Origin of the sequence: Micromonospora sp. NPDC049047, assembly GCF_040649135.1 — a bacterium.
Classification (GTDB): Bacteria; Actinomycetota; Actinomycetes; order Mycobacteriales; family Micromonosporaceae; genus Micromonospora.
On sequence record NZ_JBEZEY010000005.1, the window covers coordinates 41,302 to 55,060 of the forward strand.

General features: G+C 68.8%; 11 protein-coding genes. 3 read left to right on the plus strand and 8 right to left on the minus strand.

Going from position 1 to position 13,759, the window contains the following annotated elements:
• Positions 1 to 49 precede the first annotated feature (49 nt).
• The 5 genes from AB0B86_RS10125 to AB0B86_RS10145 are packed head-to-tail and all read right to left on the minus strand — an operon-like array spanning position 50 to position 5,415.
• Entirely contained in the window at positions 50 to 1,126 is a 1,077-nt protein-coding gene (locus tag AB0B86_RS10125) for an ABC transporter ATP-binding protein (protein WP_357417320.1), read from the minus strand.
• On the minus strand, positions 1,126 to 2,193 hold the full coding sequence (locus AB0B86_RS10130) for an ATP-binding cassette domain-containing protein (protein ID WP_357402281.1): 1,068 nt from the start codon (positions 2,191 to 2,193) through the stop codon (positions 1,126 to 1,128). Before AB0B86_RS10130 ends, AB0B86_RS10125 begins: the two co-directional genes overlap by 1 nt.
• Complete coding sequence (locus AB0B86_RS10135) at positions 2,193 to 3,104, minus strand: carbohydrate ABC transporter permease (protein ID WP_357402279.1); 912 nt, start codon at positions 3,102 to 3,104, stop codon at positions 2,193 to 2,195. The genes AB0B86_RS10130 and AB0B86_RS10135 overlap by 1 nt, the downstream gene beginning before the upstream one ends.
• Positions 3,104 to 4,036 carry a sugar ABC transporter permease gene (locus AB0B86_RS10140; protein WP_357417323.1) on the minus strand — a complete coding sequence of 311 codons (933 nt, stop codon included), beginning with the start codon at positions 4,034 to 4,036 and terminating at the stop codon, positions 3,104 to 3,106. Before AB0B86_RS10140 ends, AB0B86_RS10135 begins: the two co-directional genes overlap by 1 nt.
• 14 nt (positions 4,037 to 4,050) lie before the next feature.
• Entirely contained in the window at positions 4,051 to 5,415 is a 1,365-nt protein-coding gene (locus tag AB0B86_RS10145) for an extracellular solute-binding protein (RefSeq protein ID WP_357417606.1), read from the minus strand.
• A 439-nt stretch (positions 5,416 to 5,854) separates the two neighbouring features.
• On the opposite strand from AB0B86_RS10145, the gene AB0B86_RS10150 reads away from it, so the two are divergent.
• From AB0B86_RS10150 to AB0B86_RS10160, 3 genes are all read left to right on the plus strand, one after another.
• Complete coding sequence (locus tag AB0B86_RS10150; RefSeq protein WP_357402273.1) at positions 5,855 to 6,559, plus strand: GntR family transcriptional regulator; 705 nt, start codon at positions 5,855 to 5,857, stop codon at positions 6,557 to 6,559.
• An 88-nt stretch (positions 6,560 to 6,647) separates the two neighbouring features.
• Entirely contained in the window at positions 6,648 to 7,217 is a 570-nt protein-coding gene (locus AB0B86_RS10155) for a DJ-1/PfpI family protein (RefSeq protein ID WP_357402270.1), read from the plus strand.
• Positions 7,218 to 7,236: 19 nt separating this feature from the next.
• Positions 7,237 to 8,058, plus strand: coding sequence for an alpha/beta hydrolase (locus AB0B86_RS10160; RefSeq protein WP_357402268.1), 822 nt, complete (start codon positions 7,237 to 7,239; stop codon positions 8,056 to 8,058).
• 79 nt (positions 8,059 to 8,137) lie between these two features.
• On the opposite strand, the gene pflA is transcribed toward AB0B86_RS10160, so the two are convergent.
• The 3 genes from pflA to AB0B86_RS10175 form a co-directional block, all read right to left on the minus strand.
• The gene (gene pflA / locus AB0B86_RS10165) at positions 8,138 to 8,890 is read right to left on the minus strand and encodes a pyruvate formate-lyase-activating protein (protein ID WP_357402266.1); all 753 of its coding nucleotides are present in this window, start codon (positions 8,888 to 8,890) and stop codon (positions 8,138 to 8,140) included.
• The gene (pflB, locus tag AB0B86_RS10170) at positions 8,890 to 11,127 is read right to left on the minus strand and encodes a formate C-acetyltransferase (RefSeq protein ID WP_357417326.1); all 2,238 of its coding nucleotides are present in this window, start codon (positions 11,125 to 11,127) and stop codon (positions 8,890 to 8,892) included. Before pflB ends, pflA begins: the two co-directional genes overlap by 1 nt.
• 125 nt (positions 11,128 to 11,252) lie before the next feature.
• Entirely contained in the window at positions 11,253 to 13,655 is a 2,403-nt protein-coding gene (locus tag AB0B86_RS10175; RefSeq protein ID WP_357402262.1) for a phosphoketolase family protein, read from the minus strand.
• Positions 13,656 to 13,759 lie beyond the last annotated feature (104 nt).

Here is a 13,759-nt window from a genome sequence, read left to right on the forward strand (position 1 = left end):
GGCTCGGTTGCCACCCGCCGGCGCATGGTGCCGTCGCCGCCCGGCTCGGTTACCGCCCCGCCTCGGACAGCGACAGCCCCGTGCTCGCATCGAACAGGTGCGCACGGTCCAGGTCGACAGTGACGTGCAGCCGCTCGCCCGGCGTACCGGTGACAGTGGGTCGTGCCTTGACCTTGAGCATCTCGGTCCCCACGCGGACGTCGACCACCGTCCGGTCACCGAGGGGCTCGAGCCCGTAGAGCTCGCCCGACAACGACGCGTCCCCACGTTGCTCGACCGACAGGTCCTCCGAGCGCAGACCCAGCAGCAGCGCACGACCGTCCTCAGCCGTGGTCCAGTGCGGCCGGGGCAGCGTCCAGCCTGCCGCACCGACCAGACGATCTCCCTCGGCACGGCAGGCGAGCAGGCTGATCGGTGGGCTCCCGACGAATCCGGCGACCCACTGGTTGGCGGGACGCTCGTACACCTCGGTCGGCGTGCCGACCTGTTGCACCTTCCCCTCCTTGAGGACCGCGACCTGGTCGGCCATGGACAGGGCCTCGACCTGGTCGTTCGTCACGTAGATGAAGGTCGCTCCGAGGCTGCGGTGGATGCGGGTGAGCTCGGTGCGCATCTCGACGCGGAGCTTGAGGTCGAGGTTGGTGAGCGGCTCGTCCATGAGAAACGCGCGCGGACGACGGACCAGCGCCCGGGCCAGGGCGACCCGCTGCATCTCACCGCCCGACAACTGCGCGGGACGACGCTGCAGCAGCCGTTCGATGTGCAGCAGGCTCGACATCTGCTCGATGGCAGTGGCGATCTCGCTCGAAGAACGACGGCGGGCCCGCAGCGGCGAGGCGATGTTCTCGTACACCGTGTGCCGCGGGTAGAGGGCGTAGCTCTGGAAGACCATGGCCAGGTCGCGATCGGCCGGGGCGTCGCGGGTCGCGTCCCGGCCGTCCAGGTGCACCGACCCGGCGTCGAGCTTGTCCAGGCCGGCGATTGCTCGCAGGGTCGTCGTCTTGCCTGCCCCGGAGGGCCCGAGCACGACGAAGAACGAGCCGTCCGGCACGTCAAGCGTCACCCCGTCCAGCGCCTGGACCTTGCCGAAGGATTTGCGTAGCCCGTCTGCTGCAACGGTTCCCATCAGGCCACCAGTTCTTCCGTGCGCACGTCGTAGACCGCCGGGGTTCCGCCGGTGTGCCGCAGGCCGACCTTTGCTTCAGCGGCGAAACGAACAGTCGGTGGCATCCGGACCCGGACGTCACGTTGGCCGCCGTGGTCGACCACGTAGATGATCTCGTCGCCCAACCACTCCACCGAGACCACCCGGGCCGGGATGGAGCCGTCCGCCTCGGGTGCTGTGACTTCCAGCGCCTCCGGCCGGACGCCGGCGACCAGGGCGCTGTCGCGTGGCAGGCCGGACGGCGGCGGAAGAACCAGTCCGCCCTGGCCGCGCAGCTCCCCGTCGGCCACCTCCACCTCGATCAGGTTCATCGGTGGAGAGCCGATGAACGCGGCGCAGAAGAGGCTCGCCGGGCGGTCGTAGACCTCCAGCGGTGTGCCGATCTGCTCCACCCGGCCCTTGTTGAGGATGGCGATCCGGTGACCGAGCGACATCGCCTCGACCTGGTCGTGGGTGACGTAGACCATCGTCGCGCCCAGTTCCCCCTGCAGGTGCTTGATCTCCGTGCGCATGTCCGCCCGCAGCTCCGCGTCCAGGTTGGTGAGCGGTTCGTCCATGAGGAAGGCGCGCGGTCGGCGCACCAGGGCGCGAGCGAGCGCGACACGCTGCTGCTCCCCGCCGGACAGTTGGCGCGGTCGCCGGTCCAGGAGCGGACCGAGCCGCATCAGCCGGGCGGCCTCGTCGACCCGCGCGTGCACCTCAGGTTTGGGCAGCCCCTCGGCGCGCAGTGGGAACGCCAGGTTGTCGCGGATTCTCAGATGCGGGTAGAGGGCGTAGAACTGGAACACCATGGCGATGTCGCGCTCGGCGGGCGGCAGGTCGTTGACGAGCGTGTCGCCGATGCGGATGTCGCCGGTCGTCTGCCTCTCCAGTCCGGCGATGGCGCGCAGTGTGGTCGTCTTGCCGCAGCCCGAGGGGCCGAGCATCACGAACAGTTCACCGTCGCCGATGGACAGGTCGACGTGCTCGACCGCTACCGTCCCGTCCGGGTAGCGCTTGTGTAGCGCCGTCACCTCGATGCCCGCCATCAGCGTCGCACCGCCCCGAGCGTCACACCGGCGATGAGGTGCTTGCGCACCAGGTACGCGAAGACGAGCACCGGTAGGGCGAATACCACAGAGGAGGCGGCAACCAGACCCCAGTCCGTGGTGGTGCCGCCGATCAGGCCGGCGATGGCCGGTGGGGCCGTGCGCACGCTGTCGCTGGAGGTGAGGAAGGTGGCGAACACGAACTCGTTCCAGGAGAAGATGAGGGCGAAGACCGCCGTCGCGGCGATGCCGGGCAGGAGCAGGGGAAGGGTGTACTTCCGGAACGCCTGCAGACGGGTGTAGCCGTCGAGCATGGCGGCATCCTCGTACTCCGCGGGCACCTCGTCGACGAATCCCTTCATCATCCAGATCGTGAACGGGACGTTGAAGGCGGCGTAGATGAAGATCAGGCCGAGCTTGTTGTCGATGAGTCCGAACTCGCGGTACATGAGGAAGATCGGGATCACGACCACCACGGGCGGCATGAAGCGGGTGGACAGGATGAAGAACAGCTGGTCCTTCTTGGCTCTCACCGCGAAGCGTGAGTAGGCCCAGGCCGCCGGGACGCCCAGCACGGTGGCCAGCAGCGTGGAGACTCCGGCGACCACCACCGAGTTGAAGAACGAGACGGACAGGGCGGTGCGACCGCCGTCGGGGGCGACGAACACGTCCTTGAAGTGATCCATGGTGACGTCGAAGGTGAAGAACTTCGCCGGGATGGCGTAGACGTCCCGGTTCTCCTTGATCGACGTCTCGAGCATCCACAGCACGGGAAAGAGCATCACCACGGCCAGCACGGTCAGCAGCACGACCTCCAGCAGGGAGCGGCCCCGGCCGCCAAGGCGGCGCGCGGGGGGAGTGTGATCCCGGCCCGGACCTGTGGAGACGGCCTCGTCGACGGAGACGGCCATCAGTCCTCCTTGAGCTTGTTCAGGTAGCGCAGGTAGAGCTGCGTGAGGACGATGACGACGAGGACCATGAGGATCCCGTACGCCGAGGCGGTCCCCGTGTTGAAGCCCAGGAACGCGACCTTGTAGATGTGGAACGACAACGTCTCGGTGGAGACGCCGGGGCCTCCGTTGGTGAGGATGTAGACGAGGTCGAACAGCCGGAAGGCCTCGATGGCCCGGAACATCACGGCGATGAGAAGGAGTGGCCACACAAGCGGAAGAGTGATGGTGCGGAACCGGAACCACTCGGACGCCCTGTCGATCGAGGCGGCCTCGTACAGGTACTTGGGCACCGCGCTGAGGCCCGCGAGCGCGATGAGCATGATGAACGGCGTCCACTGCCAGGTGTCGACAACGATCAGGGAGATCATGGCCGTCCGCTGCCGGGTGAGCCATTCCACCTGCCCCAGGCCGACCGAGCCGAGCATGCTGTTGACCACGCCGAACTGCGCGTCGAGCATGAACCGCCAGAACAGCCCGACCACGACCGGCGACAGCATCATCGGCACCAGGAACAGCGTGGTCAGCACTCCTCGCCCGTGCGTGCGCCGGGAGATCAGGTAGGCGATGCCGAAGCCGAGCACTGTCTGCAGGCCGACCGCGCCGACCACGTAGATCAACGTCGTCAGCGCCCTGGTGTGGACCTGCGCCGAGGTCAGGATGGCCGTGTAGTTGCCGAACCCGATGAAATTGGCCGGGCCGCCGCGGGTGGCCGAGTAGTCGGTGAAGGACAGGTACAACGACCACAGCAACGGGAACACCGACATGGCGAGCAACAGCAGCATCGCGGGGGAGATGAACGTGACGGCGAGCCAGCGGTCGCTCAGCCGCCGGGACCGCCCCGGTGCAGGTGGCGTCGCGGACGCCACCTGCCCGGGGTTGTCGGTTTTCACAGGGGTGGGGCCACTCACAGTCCGCCGCCGCCCTTGCGGTTGCTGGAGTCGAGCACGCTCTGCTGCTCCTTGGCGATGTCGTCGAGCGCGTCCTTCGGCTTCTTCGCGCCGTTGAGGGCCGCGTTGACGTTCGTGTTCTCGATGTCGACGAGACGCGCGTACTCGGGCACGTTCCACATGTCCCGCATCCGCGGCACCGAGTCGGCGTACACCTTGTTGAACGGCCCGGCGTTGAGGAACTCGGGTGACTGGATGGCGTCCGTACGCGATGGCACGCCACCGGCCGCGGCCCACTTCTTCTGGACGTCAGCCTGCTCGAACCACTTCATGAAGTTCAGGGCCTCGGCCTGGTTCGCCTTGGCGGAGTAGGCCGACACGTGCATCCCCATGCCGCCGAGCGGGACCAGGTTCGTCTTCTGGGTCGGCAGGGTGGCGAAGCCCAGCTTGTCGAGAATCTGCTCCCGACTGGTGCCGAGCGTCGACTGCTTCGGGTCGAGCAGGCCGCCGCTCGCGGCGATCCAGTTGAACGCGATGCAGGCCTTGCCCTGGGCGACGGCGGCGTTCACCTCGTCGATGAACCAGTTGCCGGAGCCCTTGGCGGTCAGTGGCTTCATCTTGTTGACCAGGACGTCCATCGCCTCCTGGCCGGCGGCGTCGTTGAGGACACCGTCGATCTTGCGCGCCTTCGCGTCCCAGAGGTTGCCGCCGTAGACGCCGTTCACCGTGTTGTACGTGACGGCCGCGGCGTCCGAGCCGTTGGCCTGGTGGAAAGCCAGCCCGCTGACGCCTGGGTTGTCCGCCTGGCACTTCTCGGCGGCTGCGATCATCTGGTCCCAGGTCTGCGGTGGCTTGTCGCCGATCAGGTCCTTGCGGTAGATCATCGTCCAGGTGTCGCCGAGCAGCGGCAGGCCGTACAGGCTGGCGTTCTCGTCGCGCTTGCCGGTCTCCGCCTGGGGGAACTGACCGTAGGCCGCCAGGAGGTACGGGTCGTAGGCCGTGACGTCGATGTTCGCCTTGACGTAGTCGGTGAGGTCGAGGATGTTGCCGTTCGTCACCGCCTCGCCGATGTGTTGCGAGTCCAGGATCGCGATGTCGAAGTCGGTCTTGTGCGCGGCGAACTGGGTGAACATCGCGTCGTGCCAGTTCGCGTTCGGTACGGTGTTGACCTTGATGGTCGCGTTCGGCCGTACCTTCTTGTACTCGGTGTTCGCGAAGTCCTCAAGTGCCTTCGCGGGGGGCCAGTCGAACCAGATGAAGCTGAGGGTCAGCGGGTCCGTGGTGAGCTCCGGGATGGTCGCCGGTGCCTTCGGGGCGCTCGTCTTCGCGTCGTCGTCCTTGCCGTCGCCGCAGGCCGTCACGGTCGTGGCCACCAGCAGCATGGCCGCCGTCGCCAGCCGCACCTTCCGCCCGGGAGTGGACGTTCGTCCTATTCGCTTCGGATACCGCATATTCCTGCCTGCTTTCTGGATGGGGACTTCTAGAGCCTCGCTATGTGCTTCGCCGAGCAGTTGCTGGGTTGTCCAGGCGTGTTGCCGGACCGTCGCCGGGGGGCCGACCCGTGGACCGGCGTCCGGAGTGCGCCGCGACGTACCGGGTCGCCGTGCCGTCGAGACGCCCTCCAGGTGATCGACGCGGAGTTGGTGGGCGGCTCCGCGGCGGTGGCGGATGAAGATCATCCGCCACTTTTCCTATACGATCGAGTTGGGGCGTCAGCATGCCGCAGCGTTGTGACTGATGTCAACAGGTTCGCGAAGGCGCAAGAGAGGACCTCAGGTCACAATGGACGACGAAGCGATGATCGTGCGGGGCCGTAGGGCCATGACTGGCGGATTGGCGCCGGGGAGATCTCGCGGCCGGCTCGCCGACGAGGTGTACGACACGCTGCTCGGACAGCTGATGTCGCTGCGGATCGAGCCTGGCTCCCGCGTCACGATCGACGTCCTGGCGCGAGAGCTGGGGGTCTCCCAGACGCCGATCCGAGACGCTCTGAACCGGATGGAGGCCGAGGGGCTGGTCGTGCGGGTGCCCCATGCCGGCTACCGCATTCCGCCCCAGATCACCAGGCACCGCTTCGAGGACATGCTCGAGGTCCGCCTGCTCCTGGAGCCGGCGGCGGCGCGCAGGTCCGCCGAACGCGCGTCCGTCGAGCAGGTGGCCGGGCTGCGCCGAATGCTTGAGGAGATGGCGGAGTTGCAGGGGGGCGACGGGCTGACGGCGTACGGCGCCTTCGGGCTCCGCGACGCCGCGTTCCACGATCTCGTCGCCCTGAGCGCGGAGAACCAGGTCATCCGTGAGGCGCTCGCTCGCCTGCACAGCCACGTACACCTCTTCCGGCTGCACCACGACACCCAGGTCACCCACCTGGCGATGGCCGAACACGAGGAGGTGGTGGCGGCGATCGCCGCGCGTGACCCCGACGCCGCCGCCTACGCGATGCGTCGGCACATCCTGCGGTCCGGCGAGCGTTTTCGCCGGTTGTTCGACGAGTTCGAGAGCGCGGACGCGGTGGCGGTAGAGGCTTGACGGGCGGGTTGGGCCGAGGAATGCTAACTCGACCGGATCGGATCCGATTGGATCCACCTCACCCGCCACCAGATGCGAGGAGAAGCAGGTGCCTAGAGCGCTGCTCCTGACCGGCGACGCCGCCGAGGAACTCGACACCATGTATCCCTACTACCGCGTGCAGGAGGGCGGCTGGGACGTCGACGTCTCGTCACGGACGACGCGTGACGTGCAACTGGTCATCCACGAGTTCGACCCCAACTCCGACGCCTACGTGGAGAAGAACGGCCGGAAGTTGCCGGTCGACGTGCCCTGGGCCGAGGTCGACGTCGAGCGCTACGACGCCCTCATCATCCCCGGTGGACGCGCCCCCGAGTGGATCCGGGTCGACGCCGACGTCCGGCGCATCACCGAGCACTTCTTCGCGCGTAACCTCCCCATCGCGCTTGTCTGCCACGGCGCCCAGGTACCGGCGGTGTACGGGTTGCTGAAGGGTCGAAAGACGGCGTGCTTCCCGCCCATCACCGGTGACATGGAGAACGCGGGCGCGACGGTCATCGACGCCCCCGACGTGGTCGACGGCAACCTCGTCTCCTGCCGGGGGTGGCCCGACATGCCGCAGTTCGGCAGGGCGATGATGGAGCTCTTCTCGAAGTCCGTCGACTCCGCCTCGGCATGAGCACTACCGAGCTGCCCCGGTGACCCCACTTCGGACCGTCACTGTCGACGGCTCACCCGTTCACGTCCTGGCGAGCGGCACCGGGCCAGCGGTGCTGATGCTGCACGGCTCCGGACCCGGCACCACCGGGTCCGGCGCCTGGGCACCGACGGCGCAGGCGCTTGGCGCGTCCTGGCACCTGGTGGCTCCGGACCAGGCCGGGTTCGGCCGCACACCGGTCCCGCCGGGTGCCAGGGGTGGGCTTCGACTGTGGACGGAGCAGGCCGCGGGCCTGATGGATGCGCTCGGTATCGGGCGCTACGCAGTGCTGGGTCACTCCATGGGCGGTGCCGTGGCGCTGGCGTTGGCGGCCGCGCGCCCCGAGCAGGTCACCCAGGTCGTGGCGGTCTCGACGATGGGCGCGCCCGGGGCGCCGCTCTCCGCCGACCTCGACGCGTTGTGGGCCGCCCCCGCCGGCCCGCTCGGGGCACGGGACATGCTGAGTCGCCTCGTGCTCGACCAGGCGCTCGTCACCGATGCGGCCGTCGAGGCCCGGGCCGCCGCGATGCGTGCGGGGGCGGAGGCGTTCGCGTCGTTGTTCCCGCCACCCAGGGCACGATGGGTGGACGACCTCACCCTCTCGACGCAGACGTTGGCCGCGATCCGCGCGCCCGTGCTGCTCGTGCACGGCGCCGAGGACCGCGTCACTCCGCTCGAGACGGCAGCCCTGCCCCTGCTCGACCACCTGGCCGACGTCCGGCTGCACGTGTTCGGTCGATGCGGGCACGTGCCGGCGATCGAGCACCCGGACGAGTTCCGGCAACTGCTGTCATGTTTCCTCGGCCGGGACCGGGGTCGCTAGTTGCCGCGCCCGTCCGACTGAGTGGCCCGCCCCACGCTCGCCCGAGCCTTCCGTCCGAGTCGCCCGAGGCGGTGGGCGGTCAGTACACCGTCAGCCCGTGCGCCTCGAACTGGTCACGGACCCGACGCAGCAGCGCCTCATCCGGCGGCGTCGTGTCCGCCAGCGGGAACGGCAGGCCGAGGGCGGCGTACTTCTGCGCGCCGAGCCGGTGAAAGGGCAGCACCTCGACGCGTTCGACGGTGGGCAGGTCGGCCGCGATGGACGCGACGGCGTCGACGTTGCCCGGATCGTCGGTGAGGCCGGGTACGAGGACGAAACGGACCCAGATCGGCGTGCCACGGTCGGCCAGGCGGTGCGCGAACCGCACTGTCGGCGTCAGCCGCCCGGTGCGGGTGACGGCCCGGTACGTGGCCGGGTCGCCGGACTTGATGTCGAGAAGTACCAGGTCGGTGGCGTCGAGCAGCGTGTCGTCGGCGCGGTCGCCGAGCAGGCCGCTGGTGTCCAGGGCGGTGTGCAGCCCCATCTCCTTGCAGCGGCGCAGCACCTCCCGGGTGAAGGCGGGCTGTTGCAGCGGCTCGCCGCCGCTGACTGTGACGCCGCCGTGCGCGACCTTCAGGAAGCGTTCGTAGCGGCGGATCTCGGTGACGAGGTCGTCGACGGAGGTGGGCCGGCCGTAACGGCGGTACTGGGTGTCGGGGCTGTGGCAGTAGAGGCAGCGCAGCGGGCAGCCGGCCAGGAACGCGACGAACCGGGTGCCCGGCCCGTCCACTCCGATGGAGATGTCGAAGGAGTGGAGCGAGCCGGTCACCGGCGCCGTGCCGACGTCTGTCATCACAGCGATCCGTGAAAGGTTCGGGAGATGACGTCGCGCTGCTGCTCGGCGGTGAGTTTGACGAAGTTCACCGCGTACCCGGAGACCCGGACGGTCAGCTGCGGGTAGTTCTCCGGGTGGGCCATGGCGTCCTCGAGAGTCGCCCTGTTCAGCACGTTGACGTTCATGTGGAAGCCGCCGCTGTCGGTGTAGCCGTCGAGCACTCCGGCGAGGTTGGTGATCCGTTCGTCGCGGGCGTGGCCGAGGCCGTCCGGGGTGACGGTGATCGTCAGCGAGATCCCGTCGCGTGCGCTGCGGTACGGCAGCTTGGCGACCGACAGCGCGGCGGCGACCATGCCGTGCGTGTCGCGGCCGTTCATCGGGTTCGCGCCCGGCGCGAACGGCTCACCCGCGCGCCGCCCGTCCGGCGTGTTGCCGGTGTGTTTGCCGTAGACCACGTTCGACGTGATGGTGAGCACCGAGAGCGAAGGCTCGGCGCCCCGGTAGGTGGGCTGCCGCCGGATCTTGGCCATGAATCGTTCGACCAGGTCGACGGCGATCGCGTCGGCGCGGTCGTCGTTGTTGCCGAAGGCCGGGAAGTCGCCGTCCACGGTGTAGTCGACGGCCAGGCCGTTCTCGTCGCGCAGTACCTTGACGTGCGCGTGCTTGATGGCGCTCAGACTGTCCACGGCGACCGACAGGCCGGCGACGCCGGTGGCGAGGAATCGGTGCACGGGGTAGTCGTGCAGGGCCATCTCGATGCGCTCGTAGGCGTACTTGTCGTGCATGTAGTGGATGACGTTGAGCGCTTCGACGTACGTCTCGGCCAGCCAGTCGAGCGTCTGGTCGTACGCGGTCATGACCGTGTCGTAGTCGAGCACGTCGTCGGCGATCGGTTCGGCGACGAAGATCTGCTCGCCGGTCATCTCGTCGCGGCCGCCGTTGATCGCGTACAACAGGGCCTTGGCGAGGTTGGCGCGGGCGCCGAAGAACTGCATGTCCTTGCCCACCCGCATCGCCGACACGCAGCAGGCGATGGCGGTGTCGTCGCTGTACGCGGGCCGGATCAGGTCGTCGTTCTCGTACTGGATGGCGCTCGTGTCGATCGAGACCTGGGCGCAGAACCGCTTGAACCCCTCGGGCAGCGCCGGCGACCACAGCACTGTCAGGTTCGGCTCCGGCGCCGGACCCAGGTTGTAGAGGGTCTGCAGGTAGCGGAAGCTCGTGCGGGTGACAAGCGGGCGGCCGTCGCAGCCGATCCCCCCGAGCGCCTCGGTGACCCAGGTCGGGTCGCCGGAGAACAACTGGTCGTACTCCGGTGTGCGCAGGAACCGGATGATCCGCAGCTTGATGACGAAGTCGTCGACGAGTTCCTGCGCGTCCCGCTCGGTGAGCCGGCCCTCGGCGATGTCGCGTTGCAGGTAGACGTCGACGAAGGTGGCGGTCCGGCCCAGCGACATGGCCGCGCCGTTCTGCTCCTTGGTGGCCGCCAGGTAGGCGAAGTACAGCCACTGGATCGCCTCGCGGCCGGTGCTCGCCGGACCGGAGATGTCGCAGCCGTACCGGCTGGCCATGACTCGTAGCTCGCCCAGTGCCCGGATCTGCTCGGCAAGTTCCTCACGGTCGCGGATCACGTCCTCCGACGACAGTTGGGCGTCGAGCGACGCCTTGACGGCCCGGCGCTCGGCGATCAGCCGGTCGACCCCGTACAGCGCGACGCGCCGGTAGTCGCCGATGATCCGACCACGGCCGTACGCGTCCGGCAGCCCGGTGATGATGTGTGAGCGGCGGGCGGCCTTCACGTCGGCCGGGTAGGCGTCGAAGACACCGTCGTTGTGTGTCTTGCGGTACCGGCTGAAGATCGTGTGCACGGTCGGGTCGAGGGTGAAGCCGTACGCCTGGAGACCGGCCTCCACCATCCGCAGCCCGCCGTTCGGCATGATCGCGCGGCGCAGCGGAGCGCTTGTCTGTAGGCCCACGATGAGTTCATGACCCTGGTCGAGGTAGCCGGGCTCGTGTGAGTTGATCGTGGACGGGGTGTGGTTGTCCACGTCGTAGACCCCGCGACGACTCTCCTCGACGAACATGTGCCGCAGCTGCCGCCAGATCCGCTCGGTACGGGGCGTCGGCCCGGTCAGGAACTCCGACCCGCCGGTGTACGGCTCGATGTTGTCGTGGACGAACCCGCCGACGTCGATCGTCTCGCGCCAGCCGGTGCCGCGGAACCCGCGCCAGGCTTCGTGGGATGTGGTGGCCATGGCCCCTCCTTGGTCTCCTCCCAGCCTCGCCGAGTGACAACCAGCGGTTAAGGGCCGGAGGTCCCGGACGGGTCGGGACCGTCCGGGACCTCCAGGTGCGGGTGTGCCCATCAGGGCCGTCGATCTCAGCCGCGGGCGGCCCAGTCGCCGAGGGCCCAGTCGCGGACCTCGGGCATGTCCTCCAGGTGTTCCACCACGTACGTCTCGTGGCGGTCGAGCTGGCTCTGGCACCACGCCTTGAGGTCCGCGGCGCCGCGCGGGAGGCGCTTGGCGTTGTTGATGGCGTCCATCACGAGGTGGTACCGCGATGCCTTGTTGCGCACTGTCATGTCGAACGGGGTGGTGGTCGTGCCCTGCTCGATGAAGCCGCGGACGCGGAACCGGTCGGCGTCCGGGCGGCCGTGGACGAGCTGGTGGATCGCGCCGGGGTAGCCGTGGAAGGAGAACACCACGTCGACGTCGTCGGTGAACAGCTCGGTGAACAGGGTCTCGCTCATGCCGTGCGGGTGGTCCTTGGGCCGAACCAGGGCCATCAGGTCGACCACGTTGACCACGCGGACCTTGAGGCCGGGCAGCCGGTCGCGCAGGATCTGCGCCGCCGCGACCGTCTCCATGGTGACCACGTCGCCGGCGCAGGCGAGGACGATGTCGGGGTCGCTGGTGCCGTCGTCGGTGCCGGCCCAGTCCCAGACGCCCGCGCCGCGGGCGCAGTGCTCGATCGCCTCGTCCATGGAGAGGTACTGCAGCTGCGGCTGCTTGTCGATCACGATCAGGTTGATGTACGACCGCGACCGGAAGCAGTGGTCGGCCACGGACAGCAGGGTGTTGGCGTCCGGCGGCAGGTAGACCCGGGCGACGTCGCCGCGCTGGGTGAGCACCACCTGGATCAGGCCCGGCCCCTGGTGGGAGAAGCCGTTGTGGTCGTTGCGCCACGCCGTCGAGGTGAGCAGCACGTTGAGGCTGGGCACCTTCTCGCGCCACGGCAGGTTCTTGGCCTCCTGCAACCACTTGCCGTGCTGCACTGTCTGCGAGGCGCTGACCATGGCGAACGCCTCGTAGGTGGCGAACATGCCGTGCCGGCCGGTCAGGTTGTAACCCTCCAGCCAACCGTGGCAGTTGTGCTCGCTGAGCACCTCCATGACCCGGCCGTCGCGGCTGATCGCGACGTCGTCCGGCGTCACCCGCTCCATGAAGGCGCGGTCGGAGACCTCGAAGACGCCGCCGAGCCGGTTGCTGTTGGTCTCGTCCGGGCAGAACAACCGGAACCGGTCGGCGTTGCGGGTGTAGATGTCGCGCATCATCTCGCCCAGCTTGCGCGTCGACTCGGCCCGCTGCTGCGCGGGCCGGGGCACGTCGATCGCGTAGGCCCGGAAGTCCGGCAGGTCCAGATCCCGGGTCAGCACCCCGCCGTTGGCGTGCGGGCTGGCACTCATCCGCAGGTCGCCGTCAGGAGCCTGGTCCCGCACGGCCGCCACGGGCGCGCCGGCGGAATCGAACAGCTCTTCCGGACGGTACGACTTGAGCCAGCGCTCGAGCAGCGCGAGATGTTCCGGGTTGTCCTTGACGCCGGACAGCGGCACCTGGTGGGACCGCCACGTGCCGGTGACGGTGATCCCGTCGACGGAGTCCGGCCCGGTCCAGCCCTTCGGCGAGCGCAGGACGATCAGCGGCCAGGTCGGGCGGGCGCCGTCCCAGGAGCCTTCACGGGCGGCGGTCTGGATGTCGCGGATCCTCGTCCAGGCGGTGGCGAGGGCGGCGGCGAAGCGGTGGTGCATGCCGGGCAGGTCGGAGCCCTCGACCTCGATGACGTCGTAACCGTGGCCGCGCAGCAGGGCGCGTACCTCCTCGGGGTCCTTGCGCCCCAGCACGGTGGGACCGGAGATCTTCGCGTCGTTGAGGTGCAGGATCGGCAGGACCGCGCCGTCGCGTTCGGGGTTGAGGAAGGACACGCCCTTCCAGGAGCCCTCGAGGGGCCCGGTCTCGGCCTCACCGTCGCCGACGACCGCGATGGCCAGAAGGTCCGGGTTGTCCATGACCGCGCCGAACGCGTGGACCAGGACGTAGCCCAGCTCGCCGCCCTCGTGGATGGAGCCGGGGGTGGTCACCGACACGTGCGACGGGATACCGCCCGGGCTGGAGAACTGCCGGAACAGCCGTAGCATCCCGGCCTCGTCCTGGCTGACGTCCGGGTAGACCTCGCTGTAGGTGCCTTCCAGGTAGCCGGCGGCCACCAGCGCCGGACCGCCGTGACCCGGACCGGCCAGGTAGATCGCCTGCTGACCGGTGTGCCGGATCAACCGGGAGACGTGCGCGTAGATCAGCGACAGGCCCGGGCTGGTGCCCCAGTGACCGAGCAGGCGCGGCTTGATGTGCTCAGCCGACAGGGGTTCGCGCAGCAGCGGGTTGCCCTGCAGATAGATCTGTCCGATGGTCAGGTAGTTGTTCGCCCGCCACCACGCGTCCAGACGAGCGAGTTCGGTGTCGTCGAGCTCGGCGAGCGTACGGAGTTCGGATACGACCGCGGTCACGATTGTCCTTTCACAGATCTCGTCGTTGTCAGGACCCACGTTAGGTGCAGCCGAGGTCGGCCACCCGGGGCCGCAAGCCGCAAGCCGGAGGACCTTCGACCCGC

What these genes read in the sequence shown, in the direction of transcription:
- pflB (WP_357417326.1), bottom strand. Translation starts at nt 11,127, where the DNA reads ATGGCCACCACATCCCACGAAGCCTGGCGCGGGTTCCGCGGCACCGGC.
- AB0B86_RS10150 (WP_357402273.1), top strand. Translation starts at nt 5,855, where the DNA reads ATGACTGGCGGATTGGCGCCGGGGAGATCTCGCGGCCGGCTCGCCGAC.
- AB0B86_RS10145 (WP_357417606.1), bottom strand. Translation starts at nt 5,415, where the DNA reads ATGCTGCTGGTGGCCACGACCGTGACGGCCTGCGGCGACGGCAAGGAC.
- pflA (WP_357402266.1), bottom strand. Translation starts at nt 8,890, where the DNA reads ATGACAGACGTCGGCACGGCGCCGGTGACCGGCTCGCTCCACTCCTTC.
- AB0B86_RS10135 (WP_357402279.1), bottom strand. Translation starts at nt 3,104, where the DNA reads ATGGCCGTCTCCGTCGACGAGGCCGTCTCCACAGGTCCGGGCCGGGAT.
- AB0B86_RS10125 (WP_357417320.1), bottom strand. Translation starts at nt 1,126, where the DNA reads ATGGGAACCGTTGCAGCAGACGGGCTACGCAAATCCTTCGGCAAGGTC.
- AB0B86_RS10130 (WP_357402281.1), bottom strand. Translation starts at nt 2,193, where the DNA reads ATGGCGGGCATCGAGGTGACGGCGCTACACAAGCGCTACCCGGACGGG.